The 19,132-nt window shown below is 47.2% G+C and carries 20 protein-coding genes; 4 read left to right on the forward strand and 16 right to left on the reverse strand.

All coding sequences use genetic code 11. From position 1 onward, the window contains the following. Positions 1 to 7 precede the first annotated feature (7 nt). The 13 genes from rplX to lpdA all read right to left on the reverse strand — a co-directional run bounded on the left by rplX (position 8) and on the right by lpdA (position 7,773). Entirely contained in the window at positions 8 to 364 is a 357-nt protein-coding gene (gene rplX, locus ACYVD4_RS03875) for a 50S ribosomal protein L24 (protein ID WP_460942574.1), read from the reverse strand. Between the two features lie 3 nt (positions 365 to 367). Beyond that, complete coding sequence (rplN, locus tag ACYVD4_RS03880) at positions 368 to 736, reverse strand: 50S ribosomal protein L14 (RefSeq protein ID WP_018618706.1); 369 nt, start codon at positions 734 to 736, stop codon at positions 368 to 370. Between the two features lie 3 nt (positions 737 to 739). Beyond that, a complete protein-coding gene (gene rpsQ, locus ACYVD4_RS03885; RefSeq protein WP_460942576.1) occupies positions 740 to 1,108 on the reverse strand; it encodes a 30S ribosomal protein S17 in 369 nt (122 codons plus the stop codon). A gap of 11 nt (positions 1,109 to 1,119) precedes the next feature. Next, positions 1,120 to 1,314 carry a 50S ribosomal protein L29 gene (gene rpmC, locus ACYVD4_RS03890; protein WP_460942578.1) on the reverse strand — a complete coding sequence of 65 codons (195 nt, stop codon included), beginning with the start codon at positions 1,312 to 1,314 and terminating at the stop codon, positions 1,120 to 1,122. 21 nt (positions 1,315 to 1,335) lie between these two features. Beyond that, positions 1,336 to 1,767, reverse strand: a complete 432-nt coding sequence (rplP, locus tag ACYVD4_RS03895; protein WP_460942580.1) for a 50S ribosomal protein L16 — start codon at positions 1,765 to 1,767, stop codon at positions 1,336 to 1,338. Positions 1,768 to 1,871: 104 nt separating this feature from the next. After that, positions 1,872 to 2,756, reverse strand: coding sequence for a 30S ribosomal protein S3 (rpsC, locus tag ACYVD4_RS03900; protein WP_460942582.1), 885 nt, complete (start codon positions 2,754 to 2,756; stop codon positions 1,872 to 1,874). A 6-nt stretch (positions 2,757 to 2,762) separates the two neighbouring features. Then, entirely contained in the window at positions 2,763 to 3,155 is a 393-nt protein-coding gene (rplV, locus tag ACYVD4_RS03905; RefSeq protein ID WP_460942584.1) for a 50S ribosomal protein L22, read from the reverse strand. Positions 3,156 to 3,232: 77 nt separating this feature from the next. Continuing rightward, positions 3,233 to 3,511, reverse strand: coding sequence for a 30S ribosomal protein S19 (gene rpsS / locus ACYVD4_RS03910; protein ID WP_012930238.1), 279 nt, complete (start codon positions 3,509 to 3,511; stop codon positions 3,233 to 3,235). A 9-nt stretch (positions 3,512 to 3,520) separates the two neighbouring features. Next, positions 3,521 to 4,345 carry a 50S ribosomal protein L2 gene (gene rplB, locus ACYVD4_RS03915; protein ID WP_460942586.1) on the reverse strand — a complete coding sequence of 275 codons (825 nt, stop codon included), beginning with the start codon at positions 4,343 to 4,345 and terminating at the stop codon, positions 3,521 to 3,523. 28 nt (positions 4,346 to 4,373) lie between these two features. After that, the gene (gene rplW / locus ACYVD4_RS03920) at positions 4,374 to 4,661 is read right to left on the reverse strand and encodes a 50S ribosomal protein L23 (protein ID WP_460942588.1); all 288 of its coding nucleotides are present in this window, start codon (positions 4,659 to 4,661) and stop codon (positions 4,374 to 4,376) included. 2 nt (positions 4,662 to 4,663) lie between these two features. Further along, positions 4,664 to 5,293, reverse strand: coding sequence for a 50S ribosomal protein L4 (rplD, locus tag ACYVD4_RS03925; RefSeq protein ID WP_460942590.1), 630 nt, complete (start codon positions 5,291 to 5,293; stop codon positions 4,664 to 4,666). A gap of 3 nt (positions 5,294 to 5,296) precedes the next feature. Further along, entirely contained in the window at positions 5,297 to 5,917 is a 621-nt protein-coding gene (gene rplC, locus ACYVD4_RS03930) for a 50S ribosomal protein L3 (protein WP_460942592.1), read from the reverse strand. 455 nt (positions 5,918 to 6,372) lie between these two features. Next, positions 6,373 to 7,773 carry a dihydrolipoyl dehydrogenase gene (gene lpdA / locus ACYVD4_RS03935; protein ID WP_460942594.1) on the reverse strand — a complete coding sequence of 467 codons (1,401 nt, stop codon included), beginning with the start codon at positions 7,771 to 7,773 and terminating at the stop codon, positions 6,373 to 6,375. 249 nt (positions 7,774 to 8,022) lie between these two features. On the opposite strand from lpdA, the gene prfB reads away from it, so the two are divergent. The 3 genes from prfB to ACYVD4_RS03950 all read left to right on the forward strand — a co-directional run bounded on the left by prfB (position 8,023) and on the right by ACYVD4_RS03950 (position 10,471). Further along, a protein-coding gene (gene prfB, locus ACYVD4_RS03940; protein ID WP_460942596.1) for a peptide chain release factor 2 occupies positions 8,023 to 9,100 on the forward strand; the annotation gives its coding sequence in 2 pieces (ribosomal slippage) (positions 8,023 to 8,082 and positions 8,084 to 9,100; 1,077 coding nt in all). Positions 9,101 to 9,224: 124 nt separating this feature from the next. After that, positions 9,225 to 9,908 (forward strand): SDR family NAD(P)-dependent oxidoreductase, encoded by a 684-nt coding sequence (locus ACYVD4_RS03945; RefSeq protein ID WP_460942598.1) that lies wholly within the window; start codon positions 9,225 to 9,227, stop codon positions 9,906 to 9,908. Positions 9,909 to 10,195: 287 nt separating this feature from the next. Beyond that, the gene (locus ACYVD4_RS03950; RefSeq protein WP_460942600.1) at positions 10,196 to 10,471 is read left to right on the forward strand and encodes a hypothetical protein; all 276 of its coding nucleotides are present in this window, start codon (positions 10,196 to 10,198) and stop codon (positions 10,469 to 10,471) included. Between the two features lie 85 nt (positions 10,472 to 10,556). Here ACYVD4_RS03950 and ACYVD4_RS03955 read toward each other — a convergent pair whose 3' ends face one another. Next, positions 10,557 to 11,318: an SDR family NAD(P)-dependent oxidoreductase gene (locus ACYVD4_RS03955; protein ID WP_460942602.1), complete on the reverse strand. Its 762-nt coding sequence runs from the start codon at positions 11,316 to 11,318 to the stop codon at positions 10,557 to 10,559. 109 nt (positions 11,319 to 11,427) lie between these two features. On the opposite strand from ACYVD4_RS03955, the gene ACYVD4_RS03960 reads away from it, so the two are divergent. After that, complete coding sequence (locus ACYVD4_RS03960; protein ID WP_460942604.1) at positions 11,428 to 12,594, forward strand: acyltransferase family protein; 1,167 nt, start codon at positions 11,428 to 11,430, stop codon at positions 12,592 to 12,594. A gap of 10 nt (positions 12,595 to 12,604) precedes the next feature. Here ACYVD4_RS03960 and ACYVD4_RS03965 read toward each other — a convergent pair whose 3' ends face one another. Together ACYVD4_RS03965 and ACYVD4_RS03970 are read right to left on the reverse strand one after the other, a co-directional pair. Continuing rightward, a complete protein-coding gene (locus tag ACYVD4_RS03965) occupies positions 12,605 to 15,964 on the reverse strand; it encodes a fibronectin type III domain-containing protein (RefSeq protein ID WP_460942606.1) in 3,360 nt (1,119 codons plus the stop codon). A 38-nt stretch (positions 15,965 to 16,002) separates the two neighbouring features. Further along, the gene (locus tag ACYVD4_RS03970; RefSeq protein WP_460942608.1) at positions 16,003 to 18,996 is read right to left on the reverse strand and encodes a hypothetical protein; all 2,994 of its coding nucleotides are present in this window, start codon (positions 18,994 to 18,996) and stop codon (positions 16,003 to 16,005) included. Positions 18,997 to 19,132: the final 136 nt, after the last annotated feature.

Genomic DNA, 19,132 nt, shown 5'->3' on the forward strand with positions numbered 1-19,132 from the left:
CTTAAAGTTATTTACGAACATCTGGGATGAAGTTGCCCGTCTTCTTCGAGTAGCGTTGCAGCTTGCCCTTGTCGTTCAACTTACGACCCGTGCGGGTAGGTTCGCCGGTAGCAGGATCAACCAGTTTCAGATTGCTGATATGGATTGAACCTTCTGTTTTCACCAGACTTCCCTGCGGATTAGAGGCTGTAGGTTTAAGGTGTTTCGTAATCATAGCAACACCTTCTACACGAGCGCGGTCTTTTTCTACGATCACTTCCTTAACTACGCCACTCTGTCCTTTCGAGTTACCGCCAATCACGACGACCGTATCGCCCGCCTTGATGTGGAATTTATGTTTCGGTAGCGTTATTTTCTTTTCCATTGCTTAGAGTACCTCCGGGGCTAACGATACAATTTTCATGAATTGCTTTTCACGCAATTCGCGGGCTACAGGCCCGAAAATCCGGGTACCACGTGGCTCATCATTGTTGTTGAGCAACACGGCTGCATTGTCTTCAAAGCGAATGTACGACCCATCTTTCCGACGTACTTCTTTCTTTGTCCGAACAACAACGGCTTTCGAAACCGTACCTTTTTTCATGCTGCTGGACGACAGAGCTTGCTTCACCGTTACGACGATTTTGTCACCGACCGATGCATACCGCTTGCCCGTACCGCCCAGGACGCGGATAACCAGTACTTCTTTAGCACCACTGTTATCTGCTACTCCTAATCTTGATTCTTGCTGTACCATGGCTTACTTCGCTTTTTCGATGATTTCGACTAACCGCCAACGTTTATTCTTGCTCAATGGGCGGGTTTCCATTACGCGAACCGTATCGCCAATACCGCACTCATTATTCTCATCATGAACCGTTAGTTTCTTCGTTTTCGTCTGAAACTTATGGTACAACGGGTGCTTTACTTTACGGTCGATAGATACCGTAATCGTTTTCTGCATTTTGTTGCTAGTCACCCGTCCGATACGCTCTTTCCGAGCGTTACGCTCCGACGCCGATTTAGCTTCGCTCGTTGTAGGAGCGGCTGTAGTCGACTGTTCTGTTGTAGCTGCTGCCGCTGGAGTTGCTGTCTCTTCCTGCGGTGCTGGTGCTTGTTGCTCTTCCATCGTCGTTCTTATTAGGCTTGCCGAGATTTCGCTGTCAGTTCTGTATTCAGGCGAGCAATCCGTTTACGGCTCTCGCGGATACGCATTGGGTTCTCGATTGGAGATACCGCGTGCGCAAAGTTCAGTTTCTGCAGTCGGTCCTGCTCAGCACCTATTTCAGTGCGCAGTTGATCAGCCGACAATCCTTTTAAATCTTCTTTTTTCATCTTGTTCGTCGCTTAAGGGTATTATTCCTCGCCTTGCTCCTGATAATCGCGCCGAACCACAAACTTGGTCCGAACAGGTAATTTCTGAGCTGCCAAACGCAGTGCTTCCATACCTGTTTCGAGCGGAACACCCGTAGCTTCGAACATAATCGTGCCGGGTTTCACAACGGCTACCCAATATTCGGGAGCACCTTTACCTTTACCCATCCGTACTTCAGCCGGCTTCTTGGTAATTGGCTTATCGGGGAAAATACGAATCCAAACCTGGCCTTCCCGTTTCATTGCACGGGTAACCGAAATACGTGCAGCTTCAATCTGGCGAGCAGTAATACGTCCTGGCTCCAGCGATTTGATAGCGAACGTACCGAAAGCTATTTCATGGCCGCGCGATGCGATCCCTGGAATCCTTCCTTTATGTTGCTTGCGGAATCTTGTTCTTTTTGGCTGTAACATCTTTTAAGAAGTTATGAGCTATGAGTGATAACCGGGCCGCCGGAGCGGTGATGAGTCGGTGCCTATCAGCATTCTTCACTCATCATTCATCACTTATATCTTATTTATCGTCTTGGTCCTCCACCGCGATTACCACCCTGGCCACCGCCACCGCGATTTCCGCCTTGGCCACCGCGATTACCGCCCTGACCACCACCACGGTTATTACCACCACGGTCGTTACGGTCACCACGGCCACGACCACCACGGTCATTACCATCGCGGTCGCCACGTGGACCACGACGATCACCACGATCGTTCGAAGAAGCAGCACGCTCACCTGCTTGTGCCTGACTCATCATTGCTGCTGGAGACAGATCACGCTTGCCATATACTTCACCTTTAAAAATCCACACTTTGATGCCGATTTTTCCGTATACAGTTTGTGCTTCCGAAATAGCATAATCGATATCGGCACGTAGCGTATGAAGAGGAACACGTCCTTCTTTGTATTGCTCAGAGCGGGCAATTTCAGCACCACCTAAACGGCCAGATACTTTTACTTTGATGCCTTGAGCACCTACGCGCAGAGCCGACTGGATAGCCTGTTTCATGGCCCGACGGAACGAAATCCGCGCTTGTAGTTGCTGAGCAATTGCTTCACCTACAAGTTTAGCGTCGATTTCAGGACGTTTGATCTCGAAGATGTTGATTTGAACGTCTTTACCCGTTACTTTTTTCAACTCTTCTTTAATCTTATCGACTTCGCCACCGCCTTTACCGATAACAATACCCGGACGAGCCGTATGGATTGTTAACGTAACACGCTTCAGTGTACGTTCGATAACTACCCGAGCAATGGCTCCTTTAGGGATACGGGCTGCTACGTATTTACGGATTTTTTCGTCTTCAACGAGTTTGTCCGAAAATTCTTTGCCACCGTACCAGCTCGACTCCCAGCCCCGAACAATACCAAGTCGCAGGCCAACTGGATTTATTTTTTGTCCCATTTCTTATTATTGTTCGTTTTCAGGGGTTTCTACTTCTGCTGAAGTCAGTGCAGTTTGCGCTGCGCTATCAACCACAATCGTAATATGGTTCGAGCGTTTCCGAATCCGGTGACCACGTCCCTGTGGAGCAGGGCGCAGGCGTTTCAGCATTGGACCGCCATCAACAAAAATCGTTTTTACGTAAAGATCAGCATCTTCGATACGCTCATCTTCGTTCTTCTGCTGCCAGTTAGCAACTGCCGATAGCAGAACTTTCTGCAATATGGCGGCACCTGCTTGTGGCTGGTATTTTAATAGACCCAACGCCCGGCTAACGCGCTGACCACGAATCAGGTCGGCGATTAACCGCATCTTACGGGGCGACGTGGGCACATCTCTAAGTCTTGCTACTGCTTCCATTTTTTTGTGGCTTTGGGCTCGGGGCACGAGACTCGGGGATAAAACCCTGAGCCCAACACCCTATGCCCCGTGCTAGTTTATCGTTTGCCCTTGTCTTTTTTAGCGGTGTGCCCCCGGAAGTTACGCGTTGGTGAAAATTCACCAAGCTTATGACCTACCATGTTTTCCGTTACGTATACCGGGATAAACTTGTTCCCGTTATGAACGGCGAAGGTGTGGCCTACGAAATCCGGCGAAATCATCGAACGACGCGACCAGGTTTTGATGACCGATTTCTTACCCGAGTCATTCTGCGCCTGCACTTTGTTGTCCAGGCGAAAATCGATATATGGGCCTTTTTTAAGTGAACGTGCCATTTTTATCTGTTACTTTTTGCGTCGGCTAATAATCATTTTTTCAGATGGCTTGTTCCGGTTCCGGGTCTTCTGACCTTTCGCGTACTGACCATTGCGCGAACGTGGGTGACCACCCGACGCCCGACCTTCACCACCACCCATTGGGTGATCGACTGGGTTCATAACAACACCACGTACACGTGGACGAATACCCAACCAACGGCTCCGGCCAGCCTTACCAACAACTACGTTCATGTGATCAGGATTCGATACAGAACCAACGGTTGCCATACCTGCACTCAATACACGACGGGTTTCACCAGAAGGCAGACGCAGAATAGCGTACTTATCTTCACGACCTACTAGTTGTGCATACGTACCCGCCGAGCGAGCCATCGAACCACCCTTACCAGGCGTTAATTCGATGTTATGCACAATAGTACCAATTGGCATTTCAGAAAGAGGTAATGCATTACCTACATCAGGAGTTGAGCCTGTACCTGACTGGATTTTCTGCCCAACTACAATGCCTTGAGGAGCAATGATGTAGCGCTTTTCGCCATCGGCATATTGCACCAGAGAGATGCGGGCCGAACGGTTTGGATCATATTCAACAGTCAAAACTTCGGCAACCTGGCCGACTTTATCGCGCTTAAAGTCAATGATACGGTAATGCCGCTTATGACCTCCTCCAATGTAGCGCATAGTGCGGTGACCTTCGTTGTTACGGCCACCGGTTCTCTTCAGGGGCTCCAGCAGGCTTTTTTCCGGCTTGGAGGCTGTCAGTTCCGCGAAATCGGGTGCCACGCGAAAACGTGTACTCGGCGTTACTGGTCTTAGTTTTTTAACTCCCATGACTGATTATTGTAGAGCAATGCTCGGTTTACAGATCTGCGTAAATATCAATTACTTCGCCCTCTGCCACCGTTACGATTGCTTTTTTCGTGGTTGGGGTTTTGCCCGTTACTACACGTCCGTTAATGTTTTTGCTACGTTTCTTTCCGTATACCCGGAACGTATTGACAGCTTCTACGTTAACGCCGTACATTTTCTCGATGGCTTTACCTATTTCGAGTTTGTTTGCGTTCAATGAAACCTCAAAAGCATACTTCCCCTGCTTGTTAAGGCCCGTCATTTTTTCAGTGACGATTGGTCGTTTCAGTACGCTCATGACTATTGCTGGAACAAGGTTTGAATGGTTGACAAAGCTTCTTCGCTAATGAGCAGTTGATCTGCGTTCATCAGATCATAGGTGTTCACCTGTGCGGCTGTAGTCACCTTCGTTTTCTGAATATTCCGGCTCGACAGTACTACGTTCGTATTTACGTCTGGCAGAATCAACAGCGTTTTACGGCCTGTTACGTTCAGATCGTTCAGAAATTGAACATAATCTTTCGTACGTGGAGCTTCCAGCGTGATGTTGTCAATAACCGAAATGCTATTCGACTGCGCTTTTACTGCATAAGCCGATTGGCGAGCCAGCGATTTCACTTTTTTGTTGATTTTGAAGCTATAATCACGGGGGCGAGGTCCGAAAATCGTACCACCTCCAACAAACACAGGCGATTTAGCGCTACCAGCACGAGCACCACCTGTACCTTTTTGCTTCTTCAATTTGCGAGTCGAGTGCGCATTTTCTGCACGCTCTTTCGCTTTGTGGGTTCCTTGCCGCTGATTGGCTAAGTACTGTTTCACGTCGAGGTAAATCGCGTGCTGGTTTGGCGTGATGCCGAAAACCTCATCTGAAAGGGTGACCTTTTTGCCTGTGTCTACGCCCTTGCTGTTATATACGATTACTTCCATGACCTACTTCTCGATAATAACGTATGAATTTTTGGCTCCAGGAACCGAACCGCTAACAACGAGCAGATTTTGCTCAGGCAGAACACGTAGCACGCGTAGGTTTTGCACCTTTACGCGGTTACCGCCCATCCGACCAGCCATACGAAGACCTTTGAACACGCGTGATGGGAACGAGCAAGCACCAATCGAACCTGGGTGACGACCCCGGTTGTGCTGACCGTGTGTTTGACCACCTACACCACCGAATCCGTGACGTTTCACAACGCCTTGGAAACCACGACCTTTTGCTGTTCCAACTACGTCAACGAAGTCGGCTTCAGTAAATATGTCGGCTACCGTGAGAGTTTCGCCCAGATTCAGCTCCTGTACGAATTCTTTGAATTCAACCAGTTTGCGTTTTGGGGTCGTACCAGCCTTTTTGAAATGGCCTAACTCCGGCTTGTTGCTGTGCTTCTCTTTTTTCTCACCGTAACCCAGCTGCACAGCCTTGTAGCCATCTTTCTCGACGCTACGTACTTGCGTTACGACACAGGGACCCGTTTCAATAACCGTACATGCCAGAGCCTGCCCGTCCGCATTGTACACGCTGGTCATCCCGATTTTTTTGCCAATTAAACCAGACATTTGTGTTTGTTTAAAGTAAGCAGGTAATAGTTAAATTACTCATTTCCAAGCCAGACCTGCCGTCTGAATCGGGCCGCAAAAGTAGGCAAACTTTCGGATTATTCCTATATCTGCTTTAAAATCAGGCCCAAAAACAACAAAAAAGGTCGGGCGCGCTGCACCTGACCTTTCATAGGCAAACAATACTCTATCTAGGTAAAGTTTGTTTTGCCAAAAGTCAGATGTGGTTTCCGCAGCAGCAGACCTTCACCTTACGTATGTTGTTGACGTGTATTTCTAGTTTGGGAGTGCAAAATTAGAAATTTTTCCAGAATAATGAAAAATATTTTTTAAAGAAGTTTTTGATTGTTACAGTATTACGTAACAATTGGTAAATTTTGTCTGCTTCATAACAGAAAAGTTGCCAATCTCTGAAGAGCGGCAACTTTTCTGTTATCAAACGAAATGATTTTTACCTACAGGTGAATAGCTTCACCGTAAGCAGCCTCCGTAGCATCTTTAATTGCCTCCGACATAGTGGGGTGCGGGTGAACTGCCTTAAGAATTTCTTCGCCTGTTGTTTCAAGTCTGCGAGCGGCCACAACTTCGGCAATCATTTCCGTTACGTTATTACCAATAAAGTGAGCACCTAAAAATTCACCATATTTGGCATCGAAAATAACTTTCACGAAACCTTCTGGTGTACCTGCTGCTTTTGCTTTACCCGAAGCCGAGAATGGGAACTTACCAACTTTAAGCTCATAACCAGCTTCACGAGCCGCTTTTTCGGTGTAACCAACCGACGCAATTTCTGGTGTGCAGTACGTACAGCCAGGAATATTGTTATAATTCAAAGGCTCTACGTGCCCTAGGCCAGCAATTTTTTCAACACAGATAATTGCTTCAGCCGATGCTACGTGTGCCAGAGCCTGTCCTTTCGTACAGTCGCCGATAGCGTAGTAACCATCAACATTAGTCCGGTAATAATCGTCTGTTACAATTTTGCCCCGGTCAACCGAAATACCTGTTTCTTCCAGACCAATGTTTTCGATATTAGCCACTACCCCGGCAGCAGAGAGTACTACGTCAACATCAAAAGTTTTTTCGCCATCGGGCGTTTTCACAAATACCTTACAACCTTTACCGCTGGTGTCGACTTTCGTTACTTCCGACTTGGTGTAAATATCGATACCGATTTTTTTGTATTGCTTGGCAAGTTCTTTCGAGATGTCCTCGTCTTCAACTGGCACTACATTCGGCAGGAATTCAACGATGGTCACTTTCGTACCCATGCTGGCATAAACGTAGGCAAACTCTACACCGATAGCACCGGAACCAATTACCAGCAAAGAGTCTGGTCGTTTTTCCAGCGACATTGCCTTACGGTATTCGATTACCTTACTTCCGTCTATGGGTACGTTCGGTAACTGGCGCGCCCGACCGCCTGTAGCCACAATAATGTGCTTGGCTTCATAATCGGTAACTTTACCGTCGGCCGCCGTAACCTCGACTTTCTTACCGGCTTTCAATTTACCGTTGCCATTGATGACATCGATTTTATTTTTCTTCATCAGAAACTGTACGCCTTTGCTCATGCTTTCGGCAACACCCCGACTCCGTTTAATTACCGCTCCAAAATCGGCCTTCGATTCACCAGAAATGGTGATTCCATAATCAGCCGAATGTTTGATATACTCAAAAACCTGCGCCGATTTCAGCAGCGCTTTCGTTGGGATACAGCCCCAGTTCAGACAAATGCCGCCTAGACTTTCGCGTTCGATAACGGCGGTTTTCAAACCCAACTGCGACGCCCGGATAGCAGCTACGTAGCCGCCCGGCCCGCTACCCACAACGATTACATCGTACTGTGAAGCCATTAGTTAATGGATGAATTTATAGAATGAATAATAAATAACTCGTTTACAAAGAGAACGCAAAGGTAGGCCGAAAAGTTGATACCCGAACTAAACCATCCCCCCTCCTTCTTTTGTTCTATCTTTGTGACGCAAGGAAGTTATAGAGTTATAAGTCTACAAAGTTGTACAGTTATAAAGTTAGCGTCGCGCCATAGAACATGACAACTATAGAATCTTATAACTCATTTATTAAACCAAGAAAACAAGTTCATGACAACTGACCAGTTGACCGACTTGAGAGCCAGAGTAGAGGCTCTAAGGGGGTATCTTTGACTACGATAGCAAAAAAGAACAATTAGCCGAACTCGAACAACAAACGTTTCAGCCAGAATTCTGGACGGATGCCTCTCGTGCTGAAGGTGTAATGAAACAGGTACGCGCGCTCAAAGGCTGGATTTCGGGGTATGAAAACCTGAACAGTCAATTTGGTGATCTCGAAACGCTGTTTGAATTCTATGAAGCGGGTGAGGTAACCGAAGAAGAGGTTGACGAAGAAGGTAAAAAAGTGTTTGCTACGCTCGACGACCTTGAACTCAAAAAAATGCTGGGCAATGAAGAAGACCAGCTAAGTGCCGTTCTCGAAATTAACGCCGGGGCTGGTGGTACTGAGAGTCAGGACTGGGCCGATATGTTATATCGGATGTATATGCGCTGGGCTGAAAAACACGGCTATAGCTTAAAACAGGTTGATTATCAGGAAGGTGACACGGCGGGCATTAAATCTGCTACTATTGAAGTCGATGGGGCGCTTGCTTATGGCTTTCTGAAATCTGAAAATGGTGTTCATCGACTCGTGCGTATTTCGCCTTTCGATTCCAACGCACGGCGGCATACTTCCTTCGCTTCGGTTTTTGCCTATCCGTTAGTCGATGATACCATTCAAATCGACGTTAACCCGGCCGATATTGATTGGGATACGTTCCGATCGGGTGGAGCTGGCGGACAGAACGTAAACAAAGTTGAAACGGCGGTACGTCTCCGGCACCGTCCGTCCGGTCTGATTATTGAATGTCAGCAGGAACGTAGTCAGTTACAGAATAAAGAAGTAGCCATGCGTTTGCTGAAATCGAAACTTTATGAGATTGAGGTTCAGAAACGTAACGCGGCCCGTGCCGAAGTAGAAGCCGGTAAGCAGAAAATTGAATGGGGTTCGCAGATACGTTCGTACGTATTGGACGATCGGCGTGTAAAAGACCACCGTACAGGTCATCAAACATCGAATACTGATGCCGTTCTTGACGGTGATATTGATGGGTTTATCAAAGCTTTTCTGTTAGAACAGGAATAAGCCACTTGATTAATCTGTTTCTTACAACCCGAAATCGACAACGTTTTCGGGTTGTTTGCATATAAAAACTAGTCAGCGTAACAACCTCTATCTTTTGGCATTGAACTAAAACAACAGGACTAGCATGAAAACAATATTGATTACAGGCGCATCGGGAGGCCTTGGACAGGACGTAGTGACTTATCTGCATGAACAGGGTTATTCAATTCTTGCAACTGTTGGCTCGAGTCGGCACATTGATGATTTTGCAGAGTTGGCGAACGTTCAAACAAATGAAGTAAACGTATTAGACGAAACTGCAGTAACCTCGTTCCTGAAAGAACATCAAGCAAAAAAAATTCAGGCGGCTGTTTTGCTGGTTGGTGGTTTCGAAATGGGAACAATCGAGAAAACGGATGATACGCTTCTCCGTCGCATGTTCGATATCAACTTTTTTTCAGCGTTTAATCTGGTGAAACCACTACTGGCTCAGTTTGAGCAGCAAGGCGGAGGGCAATTTATTTTAATTGGTTCGCGGCCCGCACTTCACCCAAATGAAGGGAAAAACGTAGTGGCTTATGCATTGAGCAAAACGCTGATTTTCGAGCTGGCCGAAATCATAAATGCGCAAGGTAAGTCGAACAATATAACTGCCAATGTGATTGTACCCAGCACCATCGACACACCCACAAACCGAAAAGCGATGACCGATGCCGATACAAGCCGATGGGTTCCGACAAAAAACATCGCCGAATTGATTGGGTTTCTCCTCAATGATACGGGCCAGATGATGCGCGAAACAGTTATCAAGCTTTATAATCAGGCATAAGGGAGAATATACTCAATCAATAGCGGGACATTAGCCCATCTTGGCCCGTCAACTTCTTGTCATCAGCCACTAGTCACAGAATGGCATATTGGCGATAAGTGATACGATTGAAGTTCCCCTCGTCTTTTATATTTTCCTTTTGCCTGTCAGGTCGTTCCAACTTGGGCCACTTGCTTGAACCCTCCCCATTTGTAAAAACTTTCTGGTTTTTTCATCGTTGTTATTAAACGAAAGCGGCCATGATTTGTCTAATCGGCAAATAGGTTGACGACTAAACAGGTTTAATCATGAAAACGATAAAAAGCATACATCTGGCAATTGCGGGTTTGTTCATCGTACTGATGACCAGTTGCGGCCCCGCTTATGTAAGCACGGGCGGCAACTACGGCCCCCGTCCCTATTACCGTTATAATTATGGATATCGTCCTTACGGATATTATCGTCCGGCACCGCCTGTTGTGGTGCGGCCTCGTTACGTTGCACCCCGATACAGGAATTACAATTATAGCCCCAATGCGCGCAGTGGCTACTACAACCGCTCGCGTGGACGTGGGCCAAGGTAGTAGGATCTATTCCTAAAGAGATGCCAGCTTCAGCAGGAGCTGGCATTTTTTATAGGCGAATATATACTTGATATGATCGAAAAAATCAACCTGCTGTCATACCGCCATCCAGATGAATGGCCTGCCCAGTGAAAAAAGCATTCTCTTCTGAACAAAGCCACAAAATAGCCTGAGCAATATCGTCGGGTTCGCCCAGGCGACCTATCGGAATCAGTCGGCGCATCCGTTCTTCCATTGCGGGGGCTGTCTGAATAAGCTCATCTACCATTGCCGAATGCGTGTAGACCGGGCAAATTGCATTGATACGGATGTTCTGACGCACATATTCTAAAGCCGCTGTTTTGGTTAAGCCGATCACAGCATGTTTCGATGCACTGTAAGGTGCGCCCATTGGCATACCACGAACACCAGCAATACTGGCTACGTTTACAATTCGCCCCCCCTCTGGTTGATTTACCATCTGCCGGATCTGCGCTTGCATTCCGTAAAAAATGCTGCCGACATTTACGGACATCATTTGCTCAAAATCCTGTTGCGTCTGGTCAAGTAGTTTTCCGTATTTTCCTCCAATACCTGCGTTATTAATACCAATATCTAACCGACCGTAGTGATCAACCGTTTGTTGTATTGCCGATTCGATTTGGCTGGGTTCTGCTACGTTACAACGTATAAATAATGCGTCGCCATTGGCTTGTAAAATCTGATCAACGGTTTCCTGACCACTACGTTCGTTGATTTCGGCAACAATGACCCGAGCGCCAGATATGGCGAAAGCCAGCGCTGTTGCCCGACCGATACCCGAACCAGCTCCAGTAATAAAAACAACCTGATTAGTGAAATTCGACATAAGCAAATTAAGAAAAGGGTAGGGAGCAAGTGTTGAAAATAACACTATTTTGTGTTTCTATTGCTGAGCCTATATATTCAGTAGTGTATACGTAGCATTTTTCCTCAAAATGATCTTCCCCGAAGCAAATACAGACACGTTAACTTCTATCCGACCCTATCAGTCTCGTCTGCTTTCTCTCGATTTTTTTCGGGGCATAACCGTAGCCGCTATGATTCTGGTCAATAATCCTAGCGACTGGAGCCATATCTATGCACCGCTCGAACATGCAACATGGAACGGATGGACGCCAACAGATCTGATTTTTCCGTTCTTCCTTTTTATTGTAGGCGTATCCATTACGTTCGCGTTAGGTCAATACGTCAACAATGAACGCGGAGCCGGGAAGAAACTGATTTTGAAAATTATTAGACGTAGTGCTACATTGTTTCTGCTGGGATTATTCCTGAATTTTTTTCCAAAGTTCGATATCAACACCGTCCGAATTCCGGGAGTTTTACAACGTATTGCGCTGGTTTATCTATGCTGTGGGTTATTGTTTCTAAAAACCAGTTCGCGGCAGCAGGTAGTTATCCTTATCTTATTGTTGCTAACGTACTGGCTATCAATTACCATGATTCCTGTACCGGGCGTTGGCTATCCGAATCTGGAGCCAGAAACGAATCTGGCTGCCTGGTTTGATCGCACAATTCTTACACCCGCACATGTCTATAAACCCGCAAAAGTCTGGGACCCGGAAGGGGTATTAAGCACGTTGCCTGCCATCGGAACCGGCTTACTAGGAATACTGACGGGTACATGGCTACGTAGCAACCGACCAGCCTCCGAAAAGGCAGCCTGGTTATTCTGTGTAGGCTGTTTCATACTGATAGCCGGACTATGTTGGGACAAAATCTTCCCGATCAATAAAGCCCTTTGGACAAGTTCATATGTACTACTAGCAGGTGGACTCGCTATGCTTGGTCTCGCCGTTTGTTATTGGCTTATCGACGTACAACAATATCGCTGGGGCATATTACCATTCGTTGCCTTTGGCGTAAACGCAATCACCGTCTTTTTCCTGTCGGGCCTGATTCCCCGGGTCATGAACCTGATTCATGTTACGTTGCCTGACGGTAACGAAGTTGGTTCGAAAGAGTATCTTTTCCGAACATTCATTGCCCCGCCTTTTTCCGATCCACGTAATGCATCACTGGCTGGTGCGCTCACGTTTGTACTGATCTGGTCCGGTATTCTTTGGTGGATGTATCGTAAAAACGTGATTATAAAGGTTTAACGTATCATTATTAGAATCCTAGTTTCAGCTGTGCGCTGGAACCATAATTGATCGGTTTTGCGGCATCATAGTTGATACGTCGGGCATTGGCAACGTAGCTGGCGGGTATGATTACAGGGTGCTTGATCTGTACAGTATCGTCCGTAGCGGGAATTCGATTGCATGACCACGTACCCGGATCGTTCCACAAACCCGTTCGGATCGTGTACATGGTTGAACAAGGTATCGAGGTTTGGAACCTGGAAGAACTCGTAAAAGCCGAATTTTCCGACGCCGAGCAGATTGCCCGGATTTGCCACTCATACGTAGTACTGCCTGAAAGATCATTAATGATTCTGGAGCCTTGACTATTGTTACTCGTCAAATTATCCAGCATAACCCAATCGAAGGCACCAACTGCCCGATAACGAGCCTGATAGCGGGTGTCAGCATTTGGGTACGAAAAAAACCAGTTCAATTGGGCTGAATTAGTTGTTATGTTCGTTGTCTGACTGATACTTGGTACACCGCAACCATACGTAGTAAAATTTGCCCCTGATGCGTAGCCAATGCTGTTAGGGCATATTACGCCGACTATCCACTCATAGGTAGTATTTCCGGTGAGGTTCGTAACAACATAACTTGCACTACTCACATTACTAATAGTGGTCCAGGCTGCTGTTCCCGATCTTCTGTACTGGATGGTATAGGCCGTATTTGGGCTGATTAACTCCCAGTTCAACGTAGCGGAGGTAATCTGTGGATTAACATACCTGAATATAGGCACTCGGCAATACGTTGTAAAGTTCGGGCCAGCGGTAAAACCTGCCGATTCGCTTCCGGAACATATCGTTCGGAGTTGCCATTCGTAGGTTGTTATGTCTGTAAGTCCTGTCAACGTAATGGTTGTTCCGAGCGTGCTAGTCGTTGACCAGTTTGGCGAACCTACCGGTCGATACCGAATATCGTAATGATTGAGGGGGTCATCTGTGATGGTCCAGTTCAATTGTGCCGAATTTGGCGTGATGAAGGCTACCGAAAAACCGTTGGTCAGCGGCACTGTACAATTGGTTGTAAACTGGGCGATAGTAGAGAAATCGGACAGTGCCGCTGGTGAGCAGGTTGTCTGAACACGCCATTGATACGTAGTACCAGTTGTTAAGCCAGTTAGTTTGGCAGAGCCACCGGCGAACGTAGTAGTTGTACTCGTAACGGTAGCCCATTCTGCCATGCCAATAGGTCGGTATTGCACAATAAACGTAGTGCCAGTTTGAGTGTAAGGTATAATCTGCCAGCCTAACTGAGCCTGCGTTGCTGATGCATTAGCTGTTAAGCTGACCGGTGTTCGACAAAGCGTTGTAAACGAAAACGAACTAGGCGACGCATAATCCGTTTGTTCGGTTGATGAACAGACGCTACGTACCTGCCATTCATACGTTGTATTGTTCGTAAGCCCGGTTAGTTGATACGTGCCTGTGGTATTCGTAATACTGAGACTGTTGACAGTCGTCCAGATAGGCGTTCCAATCGGGCGATAACGCAGATCAAGAGTCCGGGCGGGGTCTTGCACACTGAAAAACCAGGATAGGCTGGCCCAGTCTCCGCCTACAGCATTGAGCGACGATGAGTAAGGTAGTTGACATGCGCGGGTGGTGAACGATTGAGGATTGCTAAACTCCGACCGAAACGCTGGTAAACAAACTCCCTGAACCCGCCATTCGTAGGCGGTTACCGAAGTCAGCTCCGAAAGCGTATACGTATTAACAGTCAGATTATTGATTGTTGTCCAGTCCGACGAACCAGCCGGCCGCCACTGAAGGGTATAGGTCTGATCGTTGGCACCAACCCAGGAAAGTTGGGCTCGCATCCGCTCGGGTGAACTAAACAGATTGGCTGGAATCTCGCAGATTGTTGTGAACGTAACAGGTCCGGAATAAGTAGTGCCAAGAGCAGCTTTGACCTGCCATTCGTACGTTGTATTACTCGCCAGAAATCCTATTGGGGTAATGGGACTGGAAATATGCCTTACCGTATTCCATGTAGTAACGCCTACCTGACGATATTGAACCTCATACTCAACACCATCACCCAGACTATTCCAGATGAGTTTCGCACCATTTCCGGTAATGTTAGTGGTGGTTAAACCCGTAACTGGCGGCATAGCGGGCGTAGTAATCGTAGCGTTTTGGCTAAGGCTGCCAGTGGTTGTGTTGGATGGGCGAATGCGGTAATAATACGTCGTGTTCGGCATAATGCTCCGGTCAGTAAACGACGTAACGTCGGGTTCAACACCGCTAATTGAGACAAAGCCAGTAGTGGGCAACGTAGAGCGTTCAATGAGATAACCCATTTCATTACTTGCGTTATCCTGCCAGGAGAGCTGTACCCATAGACCATTGATCGTTGCCGTCAGATTGGTGACGTGTGGTACGTTAGCTGCCGGATAATCAAGCGTATAAGCCGTGTGTCCCTGCCGAATAGCCAATCCTGCCTGAATGCGTTCATACTGCCCCGACGTAAACTCTTCAGGGCAAGTCGTGAAATTATAATACGACATGATATTGTTAACCAGTGGTGTATAGGGGTCGCCATTCGCATCGCGGAGGGTATTATCGGGCGAATATTGCATGCAACCATCGGCATCGTCAGTATACTGAAATTCTTCGGGGAAGCTCACAAAAGGATCGGCGGGGGTATCGCAAATCTGGTCGCCTGCGATGGTACAGTTAGCCCCGGCTCCACGAGTCACCAACTCATTAGTACGCATTCCGCTTGTGGTACCGTGGGTATGAATTAAACTGAAGTTGTGGCCCAACTCATGCGCTACGGTCTGATTAAAATTGAATCGTGTATTTATACTGATTATTGAACGGGTTGAACGGATATCATCGCTGGGATAGAAGGCAAAACTCGAAGACGGAGCATTAATAGAATTCGGATAATACTGATTCATGGCGTTCGACGCATCGTACGGGTCTAACGCCGATTGATTTGTATACGGGAAATTGGTATACAAATTATCATCGCTGAGGTAGTGGGGCGTTTCACCAGCAAAGTAGAACTGAATACCTAGTCCGTTGGTCATAAAAGAGCGGTTTGCAGCCGCCAGAGCGCTATTTAATCGCGCCAAATCAAGGCCGCCAGTGCCATCACTCCGGCGAATAATATGCGGACGAATTGGTATATAAGTCAACGTAGTAAACACGTTATTGGTGGCCATCTTCTGCTTGAGGGCTAATATTACCTGCTGCTGTAATGCTTTTGCTTGCTCAGGGCTTATCTCCGTACCACAAATCCGTTGCGACTGATTTTGCGCAACCGATACGTAGTGAACACCTCCACACAGCAGAAGGCAAAAAAAGAGGTTGATAGCAAAGAGGTTAATTTTCATAAACGTTGTAAAAAGAGGTGGCTTGAGTGGCTTCGTCTTTAGAAGCCAAGTATTAATCGAGCATCGGCTCCATAGGTAAGTGTTGTACCCGGATTAAATTGTAATTTCTGTGCAGTTGCTACGTAACTGGCCGGTAAATTCACTACGTGCCTGAGCTGTACTACGTCCGAGCCAACAGGAATTCGATTGCACGACCATACCGTCGGATCGACCCACGAGCCGGTTTTAATCGTGTACATACCATTGCATGGAATGCTGGTGTAAAACGTAACGGAGTTGCTGAATTCAGAACTTTCTGTGCCTGAACAGAGCGTGCGAATCTGCCATTCATAGGCCGTTCCAACTACTAATCCGTTAAGAATCGTATAGCCCGTTCCATCGGTACTCGTTAAATTATCGAGCATAATCCAGGCCGATGCGCCAATAACACGGTAACGGCCCTGATAACGTGTATCGACGTTAGCCGCCAGAAAAGTCCAGTTTAGCCGGGCCGATGTATTAGTCAGACTGGTGGTTTGTAAGTTAATTGGCGTTGTACAGCCGGGCGTATAGAACGTTCGTGTCGATGAGTAATTGGAAGCGGTTCCATTGCCGCAAAGTGTTCTGACCTCCCAATCATAGGCCGAATTAGCGATCAGCCCCGTAACCGTTATAGTCGTACTGGTAATATTGGTAATCACGGTCCAATCACTCGTTCCCAGTTGTCGATAACGAGCTTCATACGTAGCGGTAGGACTCACCGAATCCCAGTATAAGGAAGCCGACGTAACAAACACAGCTGGATATAAATTGATGGGTGTTGGGCAAAGGCTGGTGAAGGCAGGCCCTGCTGTAAACGTCGAGTTTTGCGTTGGCGAACAGGCCGTGGCTACTTCCCATTCATAATTGGTGCCGGGCAGTAAGCTCGTCGCTGAATACGTTCCTGTTGTATAAACGGCATTGCTGGTTGTGGCTGTCAGACTCGATACAGTTGTCCAGTTGGGCGCACCAATCGGGCGATAACGTAGCGTGAACAGTGTGCCCGGATCTGTCGTTGCAAACCAGTTAAACTGAGCCGACGAGGACATAATAATGGATGTAGATAAATCCTGTGTTTTGGGCGGAGAGCAGGACGTAGTAAACGTAGCTAGAATAGAAAAATCAGAAATTGCACTAACTGAGCAGACCGACGCTACCTGCCATTCATACGTAACATCAGTCGAAAGTCCAATAAGCTCATAATTCGGCTGGATGCCCGTATTAACCGTAACCCAGGCGAGATTGCCAACAGGTCGATAGCGCAGTTGAAACGATTGTGCATCGCTAGGGAAAGGTGATGACCATTGCAATCGGGCTTTTGTCTGTGACGCCAACCCATAGAGGGCTGTTGGTATTCTACACTGTGTTGTAAAGGTAGCACTTGCCGTGAATGTTGAACTTTCGGTGGCCGTACATACGCTCTTTATTTGCCATTCAAACGTAGTGTTAGTTGGCAGTCCCGTCAGCGAATAGGATTGAGTAGCAATTCCGCTTACCGTAGTCCAGTCGGTACTTCCCATAGTTCGATATCGTATGTCGAACGTTTTGCCGGGTTCAGTAGGAGAAACGTACCAATAAAGCTCCGCTGCCGACGACGTAGCGCCTGTGGTGCCTAGAAAATACGGAGCCGTGCAGGAATACGTAGTAAATGTCTGACCTGCTACATAGGATGAGCTGGCAGTGGGTGAACAGACTGACTGCACTTCCCATTCATATGTAGTACTCGCGGTTAGGCCAGTAAGTGTGCAGGGCACTGAATTAATACCCTCGATTATAGTCCACTCGGCGGCTCCTGACTGATGCCAGCGAACGTTATACGTCTGCCCCACCTGCGTTATCCAGTATAAATTAGCCGTAGATCGGGAAGGGTTGGGCGTTGGGTATTGCGGTACTGTACACGTAGTAAACGCTACGGTTTGGCTAAGATGATTGGTGATTGTATTTGAGGGGCGGATACGATAATAATACGTTCTGTTGGCCAGTACATCTGTATCCGTGAATGTTGTTACGTTTGGCCCCACACCACCGATAGGAATAAAGCTGCCATTCGGCACTGTAGAACGCTCAATAAAATAGCCCATTTCATTTGTGGCGTTATCCTGCCAGTTCAGCGCAATTGAATTGCCCGTATAACTTAAACTCAGGTTGCTGGGGGGCGTCATGGAGGTGGCCGGAGCATCGAGCGTATATGCGGTATGTGACTGACGTAACGCCAAAGCCTGTTGAATATGATCGTACTGTTCTGCAGTGAAATCGTGGGAGCAGTTGCCACCGTTCCAGTACGACATAATATTAGTCATAGGTGGACTATATGGCTCTCCATTGGCGTCGCGGGCAGTATTGCTGGGACTATACACAAAGCAACCGTTCGCATCTTCTGTATAAGAACTAGCATCTGCCCGGCCGTATGGATCGGCGGGAGTATCGCAGATAAAATCGCCCTCTGTTTCGCAGTTGGCCCCCGGTCCGCGAGTTACCAATTCGGCAGTTGGTATATCACCACTTCCCATACCGAAGGTGTGGTATAACCCGAAATTATGTCCGAATTCATGCGGTATGACGTAGTTGCCTATAATTTTTTTGATGTTGGGAGTACTACTAACCTCTATAATAGACTGGGTTGAATAAAGGTTATTCGCCGGAAACTGCGCCAGTCCTGCCCAACCTCCCTGAATGCGATGGACATAATATTGGTTCATTGCATTAGGAGCATCAAATGGGCCGGGAGGGCCTGCGAAGCTTTCATATACATCGTCATTATCAATATAGTCGGGTGTTTCGCCAGAAAAATAGAACTGAATGCCAAGTCCATTCATCATATAATACTTATTAGCCATGGCCATTACTTCGTTCATATCCGATAAGGCAAAGCCACCTGATCCATCGCTCCTCCGAATAATATGTGGGCGAACCGGTACGTAGGTCAGCGTAGAGAATGCACTGTTCGTAGCTGCCTTTCGCTTAAAAGCCAGCATCTTTTGCTTAAGATTCTTTGCTTGATCTAGCTTAAGCATAGGAGTTCCACAAATAGATTGATTAACGGGTGCCGATACTTGCGCCCATAGTGATTGTTGACTATAGAGCCCTAGTAAAATGTATAAAAGTCTAGTATATATTGTTTTCATATTTTCAAGAAATAATATGTTATTT

This window comes from Spirosoma daeguense (genome assembly GCF_054776875.1).